The organism is Brevundimonas sp. TWP2-3-4b1 (assembly GCF_049897665.1).
Taxonomy (GTDB): domain Bacteria; phylum Pseudomonadota; class Alphaproteobacteria; order Caulobacterales; family Caulobacteraceae; genus Brevundimonas; species Brevundimonas subvibrioides_B.
This window is the reverse complement of the sequence record NZ_JAFCWQ010000010.1, coordinates 1-21,807: the sequence shown is the minus strand read 5'-3', so window position 1 is coordinate 21,807 and position 21,807 is coordinate 1. Positions and strand designations below refer to the sequence as shown.

Below are 21,807 nucleotides of genomic sequence, written 5' to 3'. Positions count from 1 at the left end.
TCAGGACGGCGACGGGGTGGGTGCGATCAGACGCCCCGCGTGGACCTGGTCGTGGTGGACGTTGCACAGGGTGACGAGATTACCAGCCGTATTGGCACCGCCGTCCTTGTGATGTTCCAGGTGGTGAAGCTCGAGAAACTTCCTAGGATCTTCGGGACGAAGTTGCTCGCGGGTCCATCCGCATTGTCGGCAAGCGAATCCGTCTCGCTCCAGCACCTCGACCCGAACGTCGTCCGGAATTTGACGATCGTGTTCCGGCGCCTGCTTGTCTTCGTCCAGGACGTAGCTGCCCACGGGAAGATCGGAGCGCCCTTGCATCCGGGTGAATATCGGCCAGCCGTCCTCGGTCCTGAGCTCGCGCACGCGTCGCGCCCATTCGCTGCGGTCTCCGGCCAGATAGCGCAGCTCCTCCAAGGTGACGGGCGTTCCCACATTGGCGCGCAGATAGGCCAGGATCTTGGCCCTCACCCCCATCGACTGCTTGCGGATCCCGTTCAGCAGATTCCACCGATGCGCCGCGTCCCGATCCTGTTCTGTGCTGATGAGCAGATAATGATCAGGTCGCACGCGGGCGATAGGAACGCCAAGCCGCTCGACTAGGTCCGCTGCCGCCTCCGGATTCTCCTCCGCCAGCTCTCGCAGGGTGACGCCCGTATAGATCCACCAGCCGTACTGCACCCGCAGCTCGCGCACGCGCCGCGCCCATTCGCCGATGCCGGAGATGACCAGCAGTTCGTCCCCTTCGATCAGGGTCATCGGATAACGCCTTAGATACGCGATGATCCGCTCCCTCGCGGACCCGGAACTCTCCGGCAGCAGCCCGCAACCCAGGCTTCTCAGCTCATGAAAGACCGGAATGAGGCTGCGGACCTGATCTCGCAGATCCGCCTCCGCCAGACGTTCGGCAAAGGTGTCTAGAAGCTCCTTGAGTCGCGCGATTTCGGCCGACCGATCGACTGGCCCGGTCGCAAGGACGTCCGTCAAAGCCCTAGGCGCTCATCGCAAGGGGATTGAGCATCCGCATGACCATCCGTCCGAGCGCGGCCGCCAGGGCGGGCGGAACCGCGTTACCGATCTGGCGAGCGATGTGGGTCTTGTTGCCTACGAAGACGAAGTCGTCGGGGAACCCCATGATCCGGGCCGCCTCGCGATGAGTGATCGGGCGATTCTGATCGGGATGGAGATAGCGCCCCTTCTCCGGCTTGAAGAACTCTGTACGAATGGTCACGGACGGACGATCCCACCACAGGCGACCGAAGAGATCGGTGCCGCCCGAGGTCTTTCGGATCCAGCAGTCCGGCGTCAGTTCGGGCGCGTTACGCTGGAGATCGAACCGGTTTCCACCTATCGGCACGGCCTTGTAGCGGGCGATGCTGCGGTCTGTCGGCGTCCGGCCGAAATGCAGATTCATCGGTGCCTCAACGCCGATCTCGGTGCCGACCGGAGCCGGCAGGTCGCCGATCACCTGGCGAACCGTCCGCCAGGGCGGCAGGTTCAGCTTCTTGCCGGGATCCGCGTGAGTTGGCCGTGGCGGAAAGTCCGGCTCGCCGATGTTGCGCCATCCCACCACGATCGTCCGCTTGCGGGTCTGGGGGGCGCCGTAATCTGCGGCGTTGACCACCCCCGCCTTGGTTTCAAACCCGTATTCGGCCGCCTTGGCGCGGATGTCTTCCAGCTCGGGTGACCGGAAGAGTTCGGCGACGTTTTCCATGATGAAGACCCGCGCCTGAGATCGGTTGGCGATCTCGAGATAGGGCTCCCAGAGCGCGCGGCGGCTGTCTCCCGTCCGCATCTTGTTTAGAAGGCTGAAGCCCTGGCAGGGCGGGCCGCCGATGACGACGTCTGCGAAAGGCACCTCGGCCGTTTCGAGCCATTCCTCGATGTTGGCGCAGTAGGCCTCGCCGTCGAAGTTGGCCTTGTGCGTCCCGACCGCCGCCGCGTCGTTGTCTAGCGCCAGGATCGGCTCGATGCCTTCGTTTCGGAAACCGAGGGACATCCCTCCGGCACCGGAAAACAGGTCGATCAGCTTCAATGTCATGGCCGAGCATCCCAGATTCGTGGCGTCAGGTCAGCTATTGATGCGAGGAGCCTCGGAGGTCAAGAACACAACAAGAACAATCAGCCCTCGTCATGCCGTCGACACGTCGGCGGGCCGTGCATTCGCGCGGCCTTCACCGACTCCGACAGAAACAACCTTGCGTAGGCAAAGAAGTAGCCCCAACCTGCCGCTGTACGAGGGGTGAAATCTTGGCGCATTGGTATCCCGCTCAATCACGGATCGCCGCCATCACGGCTGAATTGAAGACCCTCGAGCAATTCGCGCTGCTGCCTGTCGGAGACGCTTCCGCGACCGTGTCCGTTGTCTCGGCGACGCTTTCGGGTGCCGTCCGGTCGCGCGGCTTTCCCCAGCGCCAACTGCGGCAGTGGACCTGGATCGGCTCCCAGTACCGGCTGCACGCGGCTGCCGGAGGCGCGATCGCGGCCGCGTCGGGCGGCGCTCTCGCCTTTCTAGCGAAGCGTATCTGCCGACCTCTTACCGTTGAGGACGAACAGGACCTCAACTGGGTTCTGGAGAACAGCGTGCGCGCGCTCAGCGATCTGCTAGAACCCGGGGCCGTCGCCTCGCATCTGAGCGCCGCCGAATTGTCGGAGATCGAGGCGCGTCTCCGGATCCTGGTGGACGCTCCCTACGACGAATCGACCGTGCTGCTGGCCATTGAGGCCGCGGTCGCGGAACTCGCCGCCTTCTCCCATTCGCCGCAGCTCCAGGCCGTGAGCGCAAAGGTCGACGGTCTCGTCGCCGCCGCTCGGCGCGACGGGCACGCCGCGCGCACGGCGCGGGCAGCCTTGCTCTACCTCGCCCAAGAAAAGGATGCCGTCAGCGACGCCGAGGGGTTTCTCGGTCTCATGGACGACGTTTACGTCGTCGACCTCGCCTTCGCTGCCGTCGAACAGCAGACGCGTTGTCTGCCGCTTCTGAACGGACTCCTCGCGGATTATCCGTACGTCGCCGACCTCGCCGTGGTGGGCGAGCCGTCTCGTCCGCTGGATCTCTTTTCTCAGTATGTGATCTGCGCCGTCCTCGACTGCCTTCGCGGGGACGCGCCGCCGACGATGCTTGTCGTACGGGAATCCGGCCCCTTCCCCTTGCTCGGTGCCTTCTTCGCGGCCGTCCGGTCCGCACGCGCCAAAGCGAACTCCGAGCGGGCTCGGCTGGAGTCATGGCCAGCCAGCCAGCCGATCATCGTCTCCGACGGCACCCACGTCTTCAAGGCCAATTTCCTCGGCGAGATCGATATGGGGTCAAAGCGCTGCTTCCGCCTCCAGGTGGACAGGAATGGGACCCAGACGGTGCCCGTAGACCTGGCCCCGTACATGTCCGCGTCTCCCGCCCATAAACGACTGTCCTCTGGCTCGGACTTGAGCGCCTGGCTCAAGTCCAGGCATGTGGACCCCCTAGTGAATCTCACGGGTTCGCCGCGTACCCGTCTGGCGGGCGGAGTCGCGGTTCTCCTGGTCGGTCCGCGGTTCAAGCTCGACGCCTACCTGCGGAGCGCAAGGCCTTTGGGGGCGGATATCGGGGCCGCGGTCGGTCTGCGCTATGTGTCCTCCACGAGCCAGGAGGCTTTGGGCGGGACCGCGACCGACACACCCTACATCTACGCTTGCAGCGACGCAGACACGGCCTACGACCTGATCCGCCATCCTCCGCCGCATGTCACCTCCTGGCGGGTGATCGTCGACGGCGCGCGCCAGGCCCGAGCGCTGCATGCCTCGCTTTCAACGGACGGCGAGGGTGCCCTGCCACCCCTGTGCGCCGTCGTCGAACTCCACGACCGCGAAACCGCAGCGGACCTTCTCAAGGCTGAGTTCGCGGTCTGGTACTTGGAAGACCAGGACGTTCGGCCGCCCTCCGCGCCGCCGGAGGCGACGGGAGATCGAGACCTTCTCGGTCGAACCCTCGCGCGTCAGAGCGCTCACTGGCATGCCGTCCAGGGCCGAACAATCGCATCCCACCCCTTTCTGGAGGCCGTCGACGCCTGGATGGTGCGTGCAGAAGCGGCGCGCAAAGAGGGCGCGCATCCACAGCTCGAACTCGCTGTTTCGGCCTTCATGCGCGCCGCCCTAGCCCGCCCACTTGCCGCGCATGCAGGCGATAAGGCCGTGTCGGATCTCGGGCGTGGCGTGGCGTTTCAGGCGGCCACCCTACGAAACTTCAGCCCTCTGGCCGCGGAGCTTCATGCGTTGTTCTCACCCCTGCTGACGGACGGTTTCCCCGATTTCGGACGCCGGGACGCACTGGCTGCACTACCGGCCTCCGGAGAAAGGACCGCCGTCGTCTGCCGCTCCGCCCAGATCGCCGCCGCCTGCAGCGAGGCTTCGCGCGACGACGCCGAATTGTCCGGCCTGTTCTGGACCAATCTGGAGGGCGTTCGCGCAAACGCGCCCTTCGACCACATCGTGGTGCCTGGATGGCTGGACCGTCTTAGCATGCGTGAACTGGCGGGTTGCGGCTACGGGACCTCCCTCGAGTTGATCTTCTATCCCTTCGAGCAGAGGTGGTTCGATCGGACCATGGCGGCCGGAGCGCGATGGGAGCGGCGCATCGAGGCGGGAACGCTGTCGGCCCTGGCGAGCGTCGCGGCGCGGCTCACCGCCGCCGGACGCGAGGCACCTCTGTGGTCCAGACAGACCTCGGACCGGCTCGCGGCTGGTTCGACGCCCGTGCCCGCCCCCGTGACGATAGCCGATGCGCCACCCGTCGAGGACGACGCTCCCGAGTACGAACGGCTGGAGGCACGCAGTCTCGACGCGGTGCGCCTTGGCTTGTTCCGCGGCCGGGAAAGCCAGCCCGTGGTCCGCACACAGCTCGTCGTGTTCGAAGAGCCCGGCTCCCATGCTTTTCTGAGGGCCGGGGGCAAGGTGATTGTGCTCTCCGGCCCCAGGGTCGAAACCGCCGTTGGAGGTCAGGCCGAGAAGCTGCTCTACCGGAGCGTGGAGACCCTCGAACCGGGCTGGCTGCTGGCCATCCCTCGCGGGGGAGATCGCGACCTCGTGGATGCGCGGGCCGACCAATTTATTTCGCAGGCCGCGACTGTCCGCGCGACGGCCGGTCTGTGGAAGCGCGCGATGCGAAACTACCTCGACCGATCGGGATTGGAGTTGTCGGCCGTCGCTCGCCGGATGCGCGAGGCCGGGGTCTCGCGCGACGCCGCCACGATCCGCTACTGGACGACAACCACCGCCACGATCGCGCCACGGGGCTATCGCGATGTGATCCCCGTCATTGCCCGTCTCACAGGAGATACGGTCCTTTCGACACGCCAGGCCGAGGTGATTCAAGCAATCGACCTGATCTACCGCGCGCGGTCCCGCGCAGCCGAGGTCATTGTGGCAGAGCTGTTCTCCGGCGAGATCGATCTTGACGCGCCGGAATTGACCTTCGATCTCGACGGAGCGGTTGTTCGATACGGCCTGCATCGGATCCAAAGCCTGGAAGGGCTGTGCGACGCGCCTGCCGACGTCGTGGGCAAGGTCAGGAGCGTGGCCGGCGACATCGCGAACTGGGCCGGCCCCCTAGAGACGCCCGAGGCTTCCTTGTGACGCGGATGTATCCGCCTCAGCCAGGACCGCAGGTGAAGCGGGGCGAACGGGACATGTTCGCCTTCATCCGCGACGCGGCAGGATCCGAGGGCTATCATTGTCTTCACTCGGTCGGGCTGCCTAAGCACGAATCCAAGGAATACGCCGAGGCTGACTTCGTATTGGTCGGTCCCGCCGGCGTCTTCACCATCGAAGCCAAGGGAGGTCTCGTCGATCGCACGGACGGGGTCTGGACCATCGGCTGGCCGGGAAGTTCCTACACTTCCAACGAGGGACCCTTTGCCCAGTCTGAAAAAACGACCCATCCCCTCAAGCGATGGCTCCAGGACGAGATCGGCCTAAACCGCGACCAGGTTCTCGTCGGATGGGGCGTCGCCTTCCCGCACGTTCCCTTCACCCTGCGCAGTCCCGAGTGGGACCCCGATGTTGTCTATGACGAGCGAGATACAACGGTTTCGTTCATGCGGTACGTCGAGGGTCTGACGCGCCATTTCAACGCGCGAAGAGCCGAGCTGCGTCGCTCGGTCCCGCCGCCGCTCACTGAACACACCGTGCGCCGCATCGTGGAAAAGCTTCGCGGCGACTTCGAGTTGGTGCCGACGATCCGGAGCCTTCTCGGGGACAGTCGTCGAGAGCTGGCCGCGCTCAGCCCCTCCCAGTTCGCCGTCCTCGACCTCGCATTGCACGATCGCAATCCGCGTCTGATCTGCGACGGCGCGGCGGGAACGGGAAAGACCCTGATCGGCATGGAGGCCTCACGGCGCCTGGCCGCCGAGGGCAAGAAGGTCCTCTTTCTCTGCTTCAACACTCAACTGGGCCGCTTCCTGAACCACGACGCCGTTCAGGCGGGCGACCGGATCACGATCTCGACGGTACACAAGTTCATGACGGACACGATTCGCAGGGCTGGACTCGAGCCCCAACTGCGATCGTCCCGCGCCGAAGACCCGGAGTATTTCACCCGCATCGTTCCAGAATTTTTCGAACGGGCCGTCTTCGCTCTGCTCGAGGAAGACGGATTTCTTCAGTTCGACGCCCTCGTCATCGACGAGGCTCAAGACATTCTCAATGCGGCCGTCCTGAACGCGCTCGATCTGGTCGTCCGAGGCGGCTTCCGCGACGGACGTTGGTTGCTCCTGCTCGATTCCGGACTGCAGGCCCAAGTCTACGCCAGTATGGACGAGGCGGTCCTAACGGAGCTGCGAAGCCAAGCGGACGCGGAGTGCCTCCTTAGGGAGAATTTCCGCAATCCGAAGGCCGTGGTCCGAGAGATGGCCGAGGTCATCGGTGCCGAGCCGCCGGAGTGCCGCCGGGCGATCCAGTCGACCGTCGACTATCGTCGCTTCGAAGACGATCGGGAGGCGGGCCGAAAACTGAAGGCGCTCCTGGTGGAGCTCATTCGCGAGGGCGCTTCACCCGGCGGGATCACCATTCTGTCGGCGAAGTCCAGGGCGGACGCCCTGGTAACGCGCTACCCGCCGGACGTCGGAAAGCCCCTATTCCAGATCGAGGAAGGCGGCGACTGTCCGCCGGACGCCATCTCGTGTTCGAGCATCTCCGCGTTCAAAGGGCTTGAAAACGACGTCGTCATTCTGACCGACGTCCCTGCCCTTGAGCCGATGTCCGACTGGGCCAGGGGTGTCCTATACGTGGGCATGACCCGCGCGAGGTCCAAACTCTTCATGCTTGTCGATGGGGCGTATATCGATGTCCGAACCCGCGTCTGATCCCGAAGCCCCGGCGTCCAAGGCGGCGGATCGGTTCGCTTCGCAGCGGGCGTTCCGCGATGCCATGGTCGACGATCTCAGCCGCCAACTGATTGGGCCGTCGGACACCGACGACGATGCCACCAAGGCGGAACTACTGATGGTCTCGCCGCTGCAGCTCTACGCCGCGGGCGTGCTGTTTCCGCAGAAGGCGGTTCAGACACTGCTGGAGGACGACAAGGACGCGAAGGAAGGCGGCGCGGGCGCCGAGACAGGGGGCGACCTCAACGATCCCAAGGTCCGGCCCGTCAAACGCAGCCGGGGACTGGCTTCGGACGCCGGCGCGGCATCGGACGAACGCGAACCTCTGAATCTGGCCAATGAATTCAGCCCGTCGGCGTGCGGCGTATCGTTCCGACTTGCAGAGGCCTGCAAACTCGTCGCCGTCGTCACATACGGCGTCTACGCATCGACCCGGGTGTCCCAGCCGCGAGATCGTGCTGGCGAAACCGGCGTCGACGGTCGCGCCATCCCGGCCTCGAGAGAAGTCACGGCCTACCAACGTCGGCACCATCGCCATAAGGTCGATCTCGATATCGGTGCTGCGCTCGGCAAACGGCCCGCCTTGATCGTCGATCCGGCGGATCCGGAGATCACGCTCCACCTTACGGTGCGGCGCGGCGGAGGCGACAGCCGCGTCGTATCGGCGATGCTGGTGAACGAGCGGGCGGTCGGAAAGGCCGCGCCCGCCAATGAAGACTGCTATTTCCAGGTGTCTCTCGAACTCCGCGAAGCAGAAGGTCGGCCCGTCTTCCTGCCCATCGACCGGGACGGCGCAGACCACGGCGACGACGTGGAGATGTCTTCGCTCGAACTCTTGTACCGGCACCGCCGAGCCTTCGCGCTCGGCCATGGCGCGGCGGGCGATTGGAACGACGACGAAACGCTGTCGGAGGCGGGCCGGACCGACCGCGTCTCGACCGCGGCGCTTCCAACCTACGAACTGAAGCCGATCAAGGCGCGCGAGGCGGGTATCGGCGACAAGCCTCTGGAACTGTCGATGGCCTATCTGTCCGACGGAGAGGGTTCTGATCCTGACGCAGCCATCCAGCAGGCTCTGCGCGACATGGCGGCCGACTACGCCCAATGGATCGATCAAACGGAGGCCGCCCTCCCTTCCGAGCTGTCGCCAACCCTTCGAACCGCGGCCGCCGCCAATCTCGCGAACTGCCGACGCTGCCACGCCCGGATGTTGCAAGGCATAGATACCCTAGCGAACGATACTCAGGCCATGACGGCCTTCCGGCTGATGAACCGCGCCATGCTCGTTCAGCAGTTCCACTCTTCGCTGGACGCTCGACGGCTCGACGAAGAGCGGCAGGACCCGCCGACGAACTATCAAGGCTTGCCCAAGCAGAAAGGCAACTGGCGGCCGTTCCAGTTGGCCTTCGTGCTGATGAACATCGCGGGAATGACCGATCCGCATCATCCCGAACGCAGGCTCGTCGACCTGATCTGGTTTCCGACGGGCGGCGGCAAGACGGAAGCCTATCTGGGGCTGACGGCGTTCACGATCTGCCTTCAGCGCATGCGCGGCGACGCGGCAGGCGTCCAGGTTCTGATGCGCTACACGCTCCGTCTCCTGACTGCTCAACAGTTCCAGCGGGCGTCTTCTCTGATTCTCGCTCTGGAGGAGATCCGCCGGACCGGACGCCTCGGCGCAGACTTGGGCGCGGACGAGATCTCGATCGGTCTATGGGTGGGAGAGGGCCTGTCGCCTAACCGCCGAGCGGCCGCCAAACAGGCGTTGGACAAGATGAAGCGGGATCGCCAGGCGCAGAACCCCTTCCAAGTCCTAGTCTGTCCTTGGTGCGCGGTCGAACTCGATAACCCGAAGAAGTTCGGCTACGTGATCGAAAAGGCGAAGGACTCCAACGACCGGACCGTCCGTTTCAAATGCCCCGACGAAGATTGCGCCTTCGGAACCGCTCAAGGCATGCCGGTACTCGTCGTGGACGATGAACTCTACGCCGCGCCCCCGACCCTCCTGATCGGTACGGTCGACAAATTCGCCCAGATCGCTTGGGACGATAATGCAGGTAGACTGTTTGGCATTCACACCGGCGCCCCGCCGCCGTCCCTGGTGATTCAAGACGAGCTGCATCTGATCTCGGGGCCTTTGGGCACCATAGTGGGCCTCTACGAGACCGCCATCGACCGGCTCTGCAGCCGGGACGGCCACGTCCACAAGGTCGTCGCCTCGACGGCAACCATTCGTCGCGCCGCCCGCCAGTGCCTAGATCTCTACGATCGGGAGGCCTTCGAGTTTCCGCCCCAGGCCGTCCGGGCGGGTGAATCCTACTTCGCCTACGAAGACACCAAGGCACCGGGACGGCTCTATGTTGGCTTCCTCGGCAGCGCGGTGAAGTCTCATCAGACCGCGCTCGTCCGAGCCTGCTCGCCCCTCCTCCAGTTCGCGAACGCCCCCATCGCCGAGGGCAAGGAAGAGCGGCGGAAGATCGTCGATCCCTACGGAACTCTGGTCTGGTACTTCAACTCCCTGCGGGAACTCGGGCACGCGGCGACGCTGTCGGTCGGCGACATCCCTGAGTTCCTCAAGGGCCTGAGGCATAGGCTGGGCATCCACTATGCGGACAGCCGCTTCATCAACGAGATCGTCGAACTTACCAGCCGCTGCGAGGCCGACGAGATCCCGGAAATCCTCAAACAGCTCAGCATTCCCTGGCGCAGGCAGCCACAGGGTCCGCCACCCGTCGACATCCTTCTGGCCACCAATATGATCGCCGTCGGCGTCGACGTGCCTCGCCTGGGCCTCTTCGTAATGTCAGGACAGCCTAAGAGCACGTCAGAATACATCCAGGCGACCAGCCGGGTCGGCCGCAGCCACCCAGGTCTCGTTGTCACGGTCTATACGCAGACCAAGAGCCGCGATCGCTCCCACTACGAGCGCTTCAAAGCCTACCACCAATCGCTCTATCGGCACGTCGAACCGACGAGCGTCACACCCTTCTCGCCGCAGGCGCGCGAACGGGGCCTGCGCGGCGTTCTGATCGCTCTGGCGCGCCAGCGGGCAGGCGTCTCGAAACCGGGAGACATCAACGACCATAACGACGAGATGGACGTCGAAGTCGCCGCCATCCTCGATCGCGTGGCCCGTCTGGACCCCAAGGAGGTCGACGCCACCGCGATGGAGATCGACGAATGGCTGGACTTCTGGCGCGAGTATCTGCCCGCGTCCTACGGACGTATGGGCGGCAAGCCGGAAGATACCACCCTCGCCTATCCGTTCGGGGCGCACCCGGACGAGGACTTCCAGCGCCAGGCGTGGCCGGTGCCGACGTCCATGCGCAACGTCGACGGCACGTCGGAAGCCTTGGTCATGAACACCTACGACGCCGAAGAGAGCGAGGACGCCTAGTGGCAGCGAGATCGGAACTTCGGCGGTCGCAGGGGGTGGTCCCCTTCGGGGTGGGTGCCGTGATCGACTTCAAGTCGGAATCGCTGATGTCGGCCGGGCTCGACATGTGGCCCACTGAACAGGTCGGCGGCGAACAACGCGCGGCCCTGCTGGCGGCGGGACAGGTTCTGGACGGCCGCCTCGCCGACAGACTCACGATCGAAACCGGTCGACCGATCCGGTACTTCCTATCGCCCGCCGAGGCCCAGGAGCGCGCCTCGATGGGTGCCACGCCGCGGCTGGACCGAGCGCCCATGCCGTTCGTGCGGTTTCCCAACTGGTATTTCTGTCCGCGCTGTCGGGTTCTGAAGAACGTCCCTTGGAACGCTCAATCGAACGCCGACATCCTAAAATGCTCCCATATGGGACGGCGCGTCGAAGGTAAGGGCGAGCCATGCGGGAAGCTCCACGCCAGACGCCGGCCCGCTCTCGCCCCGGTTCGTTTCGTGGCGGCGTGCGAGAGCGGCCACATCATGGACTTTCCCTGGTTGGCCTGGGCCCACAAGGATGCCGATCGGCCCTGCGCCTCGGCGGAGGGCGACCTTTACCTGTACTCCACGCCAGCGGCGGGTCTGGCCGGGGTCAGAGTCATGTGTACGGCCTGTGGCTCCGGAAACTCGCTGGCCGGTGCGTTCCGGGAGAACGTGTTGACGGAGATCTACGGGACGGGCTGCCCGGGACACAGACCTTGGCTGGGACCGGATGCAACGGAGCCCTGCTCCAACCTGCCCCAGACGATCCAGCGCGGGGCCTCGAACGCCTACTTCGCCAAGGTCGTCAGCTCCATCCTGATCCCGCCCTACTCCGCGAAGATCCGGCAGATCCTCGATCGCCCGGAGACCTGGGACGAAATCATATCGACGACCATGGAAGGCAAGGTCCCGGAGTCGTTCCTCCGCAAGCGCGCAGCGAATCTCGGAGTGGATCCCGACAGCTTCGTCCGGGCCGTCTTCGAACGTCTGGAGGCAAAGCCCGCGGCGGGCGAACCCGACGTAGGCGGCGAGACCCGCTACCGATACGACGAGTACAAGGCCTTCCTCGGCCTGCGGCCTCCGCGCGAGGAGCGGCACGACTTCGATACAGATCCCAGAGCGGCCGTCGACTACGGGCAGACCTTCCAGAGGTTGTTCTCGAAGGTCGTTCTGGCTCCGCGCCTGCGTGAGACTCGGGTTCTCACGGGCTTCTCGCGCATCGTGCCGCCCGACGCCTTGAAGGGTGAGCCCGCCAAGCTCTCGCGCCGTCCCAAGCCATGGTTGCCGGGCTTTTCGGTTCGGGGAGAAGGCATCTTCATCCAGTTGCGGCGCGACGCCATCGAAACCTGGGCGGCGCGTCCGGAGGTGGACCGGCGCTGCGAGACTCTCGCGGCGCGCTCGCAGAAGGTTCAGCGGGATCGCGGTCTCCCGCCCAAGGCCGTGTCGCCCGCCAGCCTGTTGATCCACACCTTCTCGCATCTGCTCATCCGGCAACTCGCGTTCGAGTGCGGCTACGACAGTTCCAGCATTAGAGAGCGGCTGTACGTTTCCGATGAACCCGAGACGACAATGGCGGGGCTTCTACTTTACACAGCGAGCGGCGACTCGGAGGGAACGCTCGGCGGCCTCGTGCGGCAGGGCGAGCCCGAGCGGTTGCATCAGACCGTCCGTTCGGCGATCCGAAACGCGCTGATCTGCTCGTCGGATCCGCTGTGCATCGAAAGCCAAGGCCAGGGCCTCTTCAGTCTCAACCTTTCGGCCTGCCACGCCTGCAGCCTGTTGCCGGAAACCAGCTGTGAAGAGGGCAATCTACTGCTCGATCGCGCGTTGGTCGTCGGCACGCCGGACGAACCGGACGTCGGGTTCTTTTCCGCCTTCCTGGACTAGGACGTGACCCGCACCCTTCCTGATCCCTAGGTTTGAGCGAGATTCCGTCTACCTAAAGGAGACGGACACGAAGACGAGCAGGTTCAGCGAGGTGCAGATCAAGGGCGTGATATTCACGACGTTTTGGGGCGAAGGTTACCCCGACTGTTACTCCGAGACGGCTTCCAAGGGCGGCGTTCAGAGCTGAAGGCAGGTGCACGGCCCCAGACCGCAGACTGCCACTCCGAGGCTCTGCCGCTGGAAGAGAAGGAGGACGTGCCCGGTGCGGACACGCCCTCGCAGCTTACATCGAATACAGCTCGGTCAGGATGCCATCCAGTTCATCCCGGGCGCGGGTGACGGCACCGTCGATGCGTTCCAGCAGGCGGCACGTGTCCCACATCGTCAGGTCCTCACCAGTCCACATCTTCTGCCCGTCGATGATCTCGGGCTTCGGAAAAGCGATCGGCGTTGCTTTGGTCCAGTCGTCCAGTGCCTCCGGCGTCACCTTGTATTTGTCGGTCACGTCGGCTTCGTCGAAATAGGTCATTGCGTTCTCCGTTGTCGAAGCAGGGTGTGAAGCCAATGGCCGGCACCCCAGATCCGGGGGGCCGGCCGTGTAGGGTTGGCGCTACTCGGACAGCTTCGCGATCTGATCGATGTTCGCCTGATACCGCGCCAGAGTGTGCTCGACGTTGCGTTTCAGACAGTCGAGGTCGTAGCGCAGGTTCCACATCATCAGGTCGCGGGCATCCCACATTTCGAAACCATCGACCTGGACCGGAGCGGGGAAGCCGTCCTGCCGATCGATCCAGGTTTTCCAGCTCTTCAGCGAAAAGCGGTACATCTCAGCGACAGCCTTCCGGTCCAACAGTTTGATATTCATTTGGTGCCTTTCATTGGTGGAAAGGCCGCCGTGCCCGATTATGGCTACCGCTTCGAGTGGCGAAGCCTCGGTAGGGTTTCGCCAGGCAGCACGGCTTGAAAGTCCGAGCAGCACGTTGAGAATCGAGGTACTCGCGCGCGCGCCTGTGGGCGCCCGTGCGCGCGTCGCGCGCGATCCCTGGCCGCGGGCTAGCGGAGTAGTCGAGCCTTGGGCGACGGCTGGTGTGCAATTCAAACACCATAATGTTGAGCTCCGCCTAGGTGCAGCAAGCTGCACCTAGGCTCGGCGGTGCGCCCCTTCCAACGCCTAGCTGCTGACATGGGGGCGCCTCGCGGCGCGCGCATGCAGGGTTGGATTCTCTGGGAGCGTGACGCGGCCACGTGCTGGCGCTGCCCTGCCTATGGCTAGATGTAGATGTGTCCCGTTTCAGGGGACCGAGGGTGTGTCGACAGTGCAGGACCTTGTCCCTCCAAAGCGGACTGATAGGCCGGTTTGCTTCTCCCCATGTCCGGATCTAGGGGACCGAGGAGGGGCTATTTCCGGACCGCCGAATGCGTTTTGGCAGCGGAGCAGCAGTCCGATAAGCGTGGCTTGGCCGCCTTCCAGTGCGGTCACACTGCTCCCAGGTAAGTCGCCATTCCGAGGCGTGCTGGATTTTAAGAGAGAAGGCGCCCTTCGCCGCCTGCTCGATGAAGCCCAGGTCCATCAACGTGTGGAACGCCTGTCCGGCCGTATCCTTGTTGATATTGACAGCCTCGGCCGCGTCGCGGACCGCCAGGCCGATGTACCCGTTGTTCTTGCCGTTATAGCGCCTGACGACGGCTAACAGGACCGCGACGCAGGCCGGTGGCAGCGATCCGAATGCCAGACTGTCGTAGACCGGGTTGGGGACACGGACAAAGGGCGGTCCGTTTATGGACCGCCCCATTTTATTCGAGCGTGACATCTAGCTCCGCTCGCCGCGTCGGCCTTGCTCCCACTGTTCGATGTCGTCCTCGCGCCAGTAGCGGCGTCGATTGATCTCGACCGGTTTCGGGAAGTTCAGGCCGGGCTGGTTCGTCCAGCGTCCGATGGTGCGACGGCAAACGCAGTAACGCGCCATGAGCTGGCGGGCCGTCAGGTGCTTGTTGGGTGTCATCGATAACCTCGCAAGTGGGAGAGGTCGCCGATTGTTCGCATACGACGCGGAGTGTCACCTGGCGAAACCTCAGCTAGGCATCGCCAGCACCGCGATTGTCACCTTCGCGAAATCTCACGAAGTCTGCGTAGTCGGGCTCCGCGCGCCAAAGTCTGAGCGTTGACCTCGGAGGGGCTTTCTCAGCCAAAATCTCGGCTAAAAGTGCTTCCAGTCGTGTCAGTGGAAGCATGGTTCCGGTATTCTGGTAGTGATTGCGATCTACTGAGTTTGCTAGGCTTTTCGAGCTCGGGTCCTTGGCCGACCTCCCGCCGCGCCAACCTCCACTATAAAACGCAGGGGGATCAGTAAGGGCTAGGTCCTTGACCTCCGCCGACCAGGCCAACAGGTAAATCAGATCGTCAGGGAGAATCCGTCCCTCAGATGAAAACGAAACGGCAAGCTCTAGGATCATGGCCCGAACAACGGATGGCTCTATCGGCCAAAACTTCGGCAACTCCCAGCGTTTATCATCCACCATCTGCCGGAGCATGCGGGTAGCCGTAACTGAATCTTCCATCGGCGCATTGTCGATGAGGTGCCAAGAACTCCGCCTGCCGAATGAAGGGTTGATGACCATTATTTTTGGTCCTTACTCAGCGCGAGCACCCGCTCCGCCCATCGATCGAAGGCTACCCGGCGTTCGCCCATAAACTCGTGAACTTGATACACGCCAACGATACCACTGGAAGAGCCGCTCACATGGTTGATCGCCTTTTCGACAACCCTCTGCTCGACGCCAAGCTTCTGCATCCCGGTTGCCATCGTTCGACGTAGGTCATGCCAGCGCCAAGGTGCGAACGGCTTAACGGTCGACGGGTCTAGGCCGACCTCCAACTTGTCTGCTGCAAGAGTGGCTGCAATCAGGGCGTCCATTCTGGCCTTGAGTTTTGAAAAACCGCTGAAAGTCGTCAGCGCGCCATCGGCACTGAGCTTGCCGCTGGTGAACACAAAGTCAGGCTCGCCAGCTATCCTAGGCAGGAGGGCAAGCTCGGCTTCAACCGCGCTACTGGTATGAACGACGTGGTGGTGGTTGTTCTTGGTGCTGGCCTTCGGGAGTGCGAACTGGTGCTCCGTTTCAGAGATTTGCGACCAGCGAAGATCGGAAATTTCGCCCCGTCGCTGACCGGTCAGCATCAAGACTCGCACCCACTGGCGGAAGGGCGTCGGGAGACTGCCGCTCGCTCGCCAAAAGACGCCGATCTCCTGATCTGAAAAGAACCGGTCTCTGCTTACCTCAGCCGTCGGAGCCCGAACTCGGGTGCATGGTGACGCCTCAATTAGCTCCTCTTCAACGCACCAATTGAAGAACTTCCGCACGAGCGCGAGAACCCGGTTAGCGCTTACAGGCGTCCCGGCGTCTTTGACGCTTTGCACCAGTTCGACGACATCGGCCCGCTTGATCGAGTCAATCGACCGGCCTGCCCAGCTTCCTCGAACTTTCTTGTCAAATAGGCGAGCTGCTTCTTTTGCCGACGAGGGGCGGTTGTGAGGGACAACGTGGAGGCGGAGGAAATCGTTGAACGTCGCGACTACCTCGCGTGATTTCACCTTCGGCCCAGCGCCATTAAGCACATGGGTTGGGTCTACCCCCTGTTGCAGGGCTAGCCGTGCCTGCTGCCCCAAGACTCTGGCACCTGCGATAGATAGGGGCCCCCCGATCTTTGGGGGAGCTGCGAGCACATCGGGCAGCATATCTGCCGGTGACATATATCGGCCCAGCGTCAGCTTCTTTGGCTTTTCGAAAGCGCGGTACCGAAAGGCCCAACTTTTCACGCCCGTGGGTGCATGGACAAGGTAGAGGCCATCGCCAAACGAGAGCTCGATGCGGCTCGCTGGCGGCTTCAAGTTTTTGACCTGCAGGTCGGTGAGGCTACGCGCAGCTTTTGTCATCAGGGTAACGCCAGGGTAACAGGAGAGGTCGTCTCCTACTGTCGCGTTAAGTCCTAGACTGCGCAAGTCCGATGAGAATGATTAAGTCAAAACAGATGCTTAAGTTCCTTCCGGCCGCTCTACTGTTCCTCACTGTCTCGCTAAGGCTTTTGACTACGAATCTGAGGGTCGGACGTTCGAATCGTTCCGGGCGCGCCATTCTTTTCAATGAGTTAGCCATCGTGCCCCGAGCCCTTGTGGTTTTTGGGGAACAGACTTGGCTCAATCTGCAGAACTCGTTTCAGAAGTTGCCGCGCCGTGGCAGGTAACTGACTCGCTCCGCCTGCATCTCAATCAAGCAGGTATCGCGGCGCATCGGGGCGGATGTCCGATTTCGGGCCACATGCCAATGTCGTGGTCCGACCCATAGGCGACGTCTGGGGCCTTCCACCGAGTGACCCTTAATGCGGCGCACGAGGCAACAATCGCGAAGGTCAGAAGACCTGGCTGGCGAGATAATGGTGTTCAGTCTTGCTCATCAGGTCCAACAGGATGGTTGTCACCTGTGCCCCCGTCCCGTTCTCGGTGACGATCCGGAAGGACTGCTGGCTCAGCGGCGTAGGATCGGGCCGAGCCATGGACCATCCCCTGAAAAGCCGAGCTTGAACCTCCCATTCCCCCAGAATGGTAAGGTTCTCATGACGGTTGTCGGCCCGCACTCGTTTCATGAGCATGTCCACCTTGCCCCTCTCCCCCTCGTAAACCTGGACGAACTTTCCATCAGGTAGCGCAAGCGCACCGGAGATTCCGTCACGCATATTGTTGCGGATCGACACATTGAAGATTGCATCCAGCCCTGACGCGTCATCATGGGAGATGCAGGAATCGCTCCTGTAAACCAGCCGGATCAGGTTCTTTCCCAGCAACAGCGTATTCCCCGAGGTTGAAAACCCACCCCGTGGAAACGCCGCACCGTTTCAAATGATCCCGGTCGTCAGGCAAAGAGCGAACCGTCGTCGGTGGGAAAGTAACGAAAGAAGTCCGCTATCCACCCCTAGGCTCAGGACCCATTGATATGATGCGCTCGATCTGATTCAGGCTCTGCGAGGAGTCTGGATATGAGCGACCTTTATTGGCTGACGGACGAGCAGATGGAGCGGCTCAGGCCGCACTTTCCGAAGAGCCACGGCAGGCCGAGGGTGGATGATCGTCGGGTACTGAGCGGGATCATCTTCGTGAATCGCAACGGGCTGCGCTGGCGTGACGCGCCGCCGGTCTATGGCCCACACAAGACGTTGTACAATCGCTGGAAGCGATGGAGCGAGGCCGGCGTCTTCATCAGGATGATGCAGCGGCTGTCTGGCGCCCAGGCCGAACGGCGCACCGTCATGATCGACGCGACCTATCTCAAAGCGCACCGCACGGCTTCGAGCCTGGGGGTAAAAAAAGGGGGTCTTGGGCGGCTGATTGGACGCACCAAGGGCGGCATGAACACCAAGCTTCATGCCGTGACTGATGCGAACGGACGCCCGATCAGCCTGTTCGTGACGGCGGGCCAGGTCAGCGACTACACCGGTGCAGCCGCCCTACTGGACAGCCTGCCCAGGGCGCAATGGCTGCCGGGCGACCGCGGGTATGACGCGGACTGGTTCAGGGAGGCCTTGCAGGCCAAGGGCATCACGCCCTGCATCCCCGGTCGGAAATCCCGCACCGAGCCTATCCGTTACGACAAGCGCCGCTACAAAAGCCGAAACCGCATAGAGATTATGTTCGGCAGGCTCAAAGACTGGCGGCGCGTCGCCACCCGCTACGATCGATGCCCGACCGTCTTCCTGTCCGCCATCGCCCTCGCGGCGACCGTGCTCTTCTGGCTATGAGTCCTGAGCCTAGCCAAGCCGCCAACCTGTGTGGAGCACCGGCGCCACCTCATAACCCTTCACCGCCTCCGCCGAAGGCTTCCGCTTGGGCGGACGCGGTTGCATGAGTTCGGCAAGGTAAAGTGGCTTTCGACTGGCGCGCCTAACGACACAACACCCCGGCTCCGAGCTATCCGTCTATCGGCCAACAGGCGTCGGCGGGTTGGGAGAGGTCGCGGGCAGCGTGCCACACGCCGCCATCGCCGCGACCAGCGCAGCCAACATAAATCCCTTGATCCACTTGCGCGCCATCTGGGTCTCCCTGCGGTCTCTCGGATCTCGGTTGGTCACCGGTCAGGCCTGCAAATCTTCAAGGCGTTGAGAGATGAAAGGTTCAAATCCAAGCCAAATAATATCGTGGCGGGAGCTCGTCAAAATCGTGGTGAGGTAAGCGGCGCTGTTTGGAACGGGCGCGGTTGCTAAGTCTTCTGCCAATAACGCGGTTCACCTGAACGCGTCGGCTGAACCCAAAAATCTTAGCCTCAACGCGAATATGCGACAGGAGCTGTGACGAATGCTTTCAGCAAATGCGATGCTTAGCCGACGATACACATTGCGCGCCATGTCGGCCGCGCTGGTCGGACTGGGGGCGGCCAGTTGCGCCGTCAATCCCCTCCCGGAGTTGATTCCCCAAGGCCTGGGCATCGCCCTGACCCCCCAACCCCTGACCGACCCAGCGGTGTTCAACTTCGCTCTAAACCTCGAATACCTGGAGGCTGAATACTATCTGCGCGGCGTCACCGGCTTGGGACTCGCCGACGCCGACATCGGCCCTGTACCAAAAGCCGTCACCGGCGGGCGAAGAGTGGCCTTCCAGACCCCGGCCATCGAAGAGTTCATGGCCGAGATCGCCGCGGACGAGCGCGCTCATGTGCAGTTCCTGCGTCGGGCCATCGCCAGTACGCCTCTGGTGCAATCCAGTCGCCCCGCCATCGACCTGGAGGCCTCGTTCAGGGCTGCGGGCGAAGCGGCAGGCTTGGGACCGAACTTCGATCCGTTCGCCGACGAGGACTCGTTCCTGCTAGGCGCCTTCATCTTCGAGGACGTCGGAGTTACCGCCTACAACGGGGCCGTCAAGCTGATCGCCCAGCCTGTTCTGCTGGAAGCGGCGGCGGGCATCCTGGCGGTCGAGGCCTATCACGCCGGTCTGATCCGGGCGCAGCTCTATTCCAAGGGCGAGGATCTGATCGCCAAGGCGGACAAGATTTCGGCCGCCCGCGACATGCTGGACGGCCCCGTCCCCACCGAGGAGGCGCCCTCGGCGAGCGGCGGCGTCATCATCGCGCCGTGCGACCAAAACGGGCAGGCGTTCAAGCGCACGCCGCAACAGGTGATGAACATCGCCTTCCTCGAGCCCCGCGCCAACATGGATCGCGGCGGCTTCTTCCCCGAAGGCATCAATGGCGTCGTGAGGCACACATGAGTATCGCAGTTTTGGACAAAGCGTCCCCCGCCGCCTCGCCGAGCCCAAGCCGGCGCAACATGTTCGCCGGGGCTGCGTCGGTCGCAGCCTCAGTCGCGGCTGTCTCAGCCTTGGGCTCGACCGCCCAAGCGCAGGCGTCGCGCACCGCCGGTCACAAGCCTCGCGGCCTGACCGACGCCGACATTTTCAACTTCGCCCTGAATCTAGAGTTCCTGGAAACTGAATACTACTTGCGAGGCCTGACCGGCCAAGGCTTGTCACAGTCCGATACCGGGTCGGCCTCGGGCGAGGTCATGGGCGGCCGAAAGGTCCAGTTCCGCACGCCGATGGTGGAGCGGTTCATGCAGAATATCGGCCGCAACGAGGCCCGCCACGTTCGGTTTCTCCGATCGACACTCGAGTCCTCGGCCATCGCTCGCCCCCGCATCGATTTCACGGCGGGCTTTGCCGGCGTGGCGCAGGCGGCTGGTCTTGGGGCGGACTTCGACCCCTTCGCCGACGAGGTCAGCTTCATGCTGGGATCGTATCTGTTCGAGGACGTCGGCGTTACGGCCTACAAGGGGGCTGCGCCCTTCATCCAGAACAAGGACTATCTCCAGGCCGCCGCCGGCATCCACGCCATGGAGGCTTACCATGTTGGGGTGGTCCGCAGCAGCCTCTACCGCCTCGGCCCGGACGTCCGCGATAAGGCCCGCAAGATCTCGGACCTGCGCGACTTGGTCGATGGGCCGTTAGACCTCGATCAGCCCATCGAACTGGATGGACGGGTGAACATCGTGCCGACGGACTCAGGCGGCGTAACGTTCAGTCGGACGCCGCAAGAAGTGCTGAACATCGTCTATGGTCAGGCCGGCGCCGGGATCATGAGCGGTGGATTTTTCCCCGACGGCGTGAACGGCAATGTGCAGGTAACCTGATCGGTACCCTGCAGGCTTGGTGAAACCGTCGCAGGCCCACGTTCAGGCCTGCGACGGCATTCGTCCCTCAACCACCCCCAGCGTCCACATTAAATACCCAACAAGCAGGTGCTGCGACCTTTGACTGTGGATCGGCGTTCAACGCGGGACCCTACTGACCTTTAACTAACTCATTGAGTGAGCGCAATTTTTGGGGACGGTGCGGAGCCCCGAGAACGCCGATCAACTTGCGCGCAAACGTGCCGTTGTTGTGCTGGTTCAGCTACTTAAGGCTCGTTCGATGGGCTCCAACTGCGACGCCGATCCACATCGACCCGCTGCGGACATTTGCGTGGACGGGTCAAACGGCCGCCTCGGCTAGTCACTGTCCTTACTTGAGGCTGCAGTTGGGCGGGCAGATTAGTCGCGTGCGATTGGATGCATAGCTCTCAACTCGAGGCGACGCGGAAAGGGTCGTTCGACGAGGCATTGAAGAATAGAGACCGTTCGGTGCCGCCGCGTGTCAGACTGCCGGTTGGCGCAACTGACACCCCTATCGTGCGTTCGAGCAACCTAGAACGCAGACTGTCTGTGGATAGCCGATCGAGCCGTGACCGCTCGCCGAGCGAGCGCGCCCAACATGGCTGGATCAACAAGACGCGAGATGTACGCACGACGTCGTGAGTTCAATGATCTCGCCCCTCTCACTCCGGCCCAGAGCGGATTGCAACATGCTTTGCTGTTGACCGGGGCCGGCGACAGAAACGCGTTTGGTACAGTGTATACGCTGACGTTCTCAAAACTTTCTGCCACTTGCATCCGAATCTGCGGGGATCGAGATGCAGCAGAAGACGTATTGAGCGAGGTCTACGCCACGATCTGGAAACGCGCTTCTCAGTTTGATCCAGAGCGGGGAAGTTCCATCGCATGGCTATCGGCTATCGCGCGGAACCGTTCTCTAGACTGGAGGCGTTCGCAGCGCCCGATGACCAACGACGAACTTGACCAGATTGA

The 21,807-nt window shown here is 63.1% G+C and carries 16 protein-coding genes; 8 read left to right on the top strand and 8 right to left on the bottom strand.

From position 1 onward, the window contains the following. A complete protein-coding gene (locus tag ACP7A5_RS09470) occupies nt 1-984 on the bottom strand; it encodes an HNH endonuclease (RefSeq protein WP_426041690.1) in 984 nt (327 codons plus the stop codon). A gap of 4 nt (nt 985-988) precedes the next feature. Beyond that, nucleotides 989-2,038, bottom strand: a complete 1,050-nt coding sequence (locus ACP7A5_RS09465; protein WP_426041689.1) for a DNA cytosine methyltransferase — start codon at nt 2,036-2,038, stop codon at nt 989-991. A gap of 209 nt (nt 2,039-2,247) precedes the next feature. Here ACP7A5_RS09465 and ACP7A5_RS09460 point away from each other — a divergent pair, with 209 nt between their 5' ends. From ACP7A5_RS09460 to drmB, 4 genes are read left to right on the top strand one after another with little or no spacing between them, the layout of a single operon-like run. Continuing rightward, nucleotides 2,248-5,604 (top strand): hypothetical protein, encoded by a 3,357-nt coding sequence (locus ACP7A5_RS09460; RefSeq protein WP_426041688.1) that lies wholly within the window; start codon nt 2,248-2,250, stop codon nt 5,602-5,604. 32 nt (nt 5,605-5,636) lie between these two features. Further along, on the top strand, nt 5,637-7,331 hold the full coding sequence (locus ACP7A5_RS09455; protein WP_426041687.1) for an NERD domain-containing protein: 1,695 nt from the start codon (nt 5,637-5,639) through the stop codon (nt 7,329-7,331). Next, nucleotides 7,312-10,749: a helicase-related protein gene (locus ACP7A5_RS09450; RefSeq protein ID WP_426041686.1), complete on the top strand. Its 3,438-nt coding sequence runs from the start codon at nt 7,312-7,314 to the stop codon at nt 10,747-10,749. The genes ACP7A5_RS09455 and ACP7A5_RS09450 overlap by 20 nt, the downstream gene beginning before the upstream one ends. Then, nucleotides 10,656-12,647 carry a DrmB family protein gene (drmB, locus tag ACP7A5_RS09445; RefSeq protein ID WP_426041685.1) on the top strand — a complete coding sequence of 664 codons (1,992 nt, stop codon included), beginning with the start codon at nt 10,656-10,658 and terminating at the stop codon, nt 12,645-12,647. Before ACP7A5_RS09450 ends, drmB begins: the two co-directional genes overlap by 94 nt. A 283-nt stretch (nt 12,648-12,930) precedes the next feature. Here the strand turns inward: drmB and ACP7A5_RS09440 are convergent, their stop codons facing one another. The 6 genes from ACP7A5_RS09440 to ACP7A5_RS09415 form a co-directional block, all read right to left on the bottom strand. After that, a complete protein-coding gene (locus ACP7A5_RS09440; protein WP_426041684.1) occupies nt 12,931-13,176 on the bottom strand; it encodes a hypothetical protein in 246 nt (81 codons plus the stop codon). Between the two features lie 81 nt (nt 13,177-13,257). After that, complete coding sequence (locus ACP7A5_RS09435) at nt 13,258-13,512, bottom strand: hypothetical protein (protein WP_426041683.1); 255 nt, start codon at nt 13,510-13,512, stop codon at nt 13,258-13,260. Between the two features lie 514 nt (nt 13,513-14,026). Then, on the bottom strand, nt 14,027-14,458 hold the full coding sequence (locus tag ACP7A5_RS09430; RefSeq protein WP_426041682.1) for a hypothetical protein: 432 nt from the start codon (nt 14,456-14,458) through the stop codon (nt 14,027-14,029). After that, nucleotides 14,459-14,650: a helix-turn-helix transcriptional regulator gene (locus ACP7A5_RS09425; protein WP_426041681.1), complete on the bottom strand. Its 192-nt coding sequence runs from the start codon at nt 14,648-14,650 to the stop codon at nt 14,459-14,461. It abuts the gene before it with no gap. A 615-nt stretch (nt 14,651-15,265) separates the two neighbouring features. Then, nucleotides 15,266-16,579 carry a tyrosine-type recombinase/integrase gene (locus ACP7A5_RS09420; protein ID WP_426041680.1) on the bottom strand — a complete coding sequence of 438 codons (1,314 nt, stop codon included), beginning with the start codon at nt 16,577-16,579 and terminating at the stop codon, nt 15,266-15,268. Between the two features lie 473 nt (nt 16,580-17,052). Then, entirely contained in the window at nt 17,053-17,484 is a 432-nt protein-coding gene (locus ACP7A5_RS09415) for a BLUF domain-containing protein (protein ID WP_426041679.1), read from the bottom strand. A 192-nt stretch (nt 17,485-17,676) separates the two neighbouring features. Here ACP7A5_RS09415 and ACP7A5_RS09410 point away from each other — a divergent pair, with 192 nt between their 5' ends. The 4 genes from ACP7A5_RS09410 to ACP7A5_RS09395 form a co-directional block, all read left to right on the top strand. Then, entirely contained in the window at nt 17,677-18,435 is a 759-nt protein-coding gene (locus ACP7A5_RS09410) for an IS5 family transposase (protein ID WP_426041678.1), read from the top strand. A gap of 601 nt (nt 18,436-19,036) precedes the next feature. After that, the gene (locus ACP7A5_RS09405) at nt 19,037-19,897 is read left to right on the top strand and encodes a ferritin-like domain-containing protein (protein WP_426041677.1); all 861 of its coding nucleotides are present in this window, start codon (nt 19,037-19,039) and stop codon (nt 19,895-19,897) included. Beyond that, nucleotides 19,894-20,814, top strand: a complete 921-nt coding sequence (locus ACP7A5_RS09400; protein ID WP_426041676.1) for a ferritin-like domain-containing protein — start codon at nt 19,894-19,896, stop codon at nt 20,812-20,814. The genes ACP7A5_RS09405 and ACP7A5_RS09400 overlap by 4 nt, the downstream gene beginning before the upstream one ends. Before the next feature lie 619 nt (nt 20,815-21,433). Continuing rightward, the coding region (locus tag ACP7A5_RS09395) for a sigma factor (RefSeq protein ID WP_426041771.1) at nt 21,434-21,807 on the top strand (374 nt) is incomplete at its 3' end.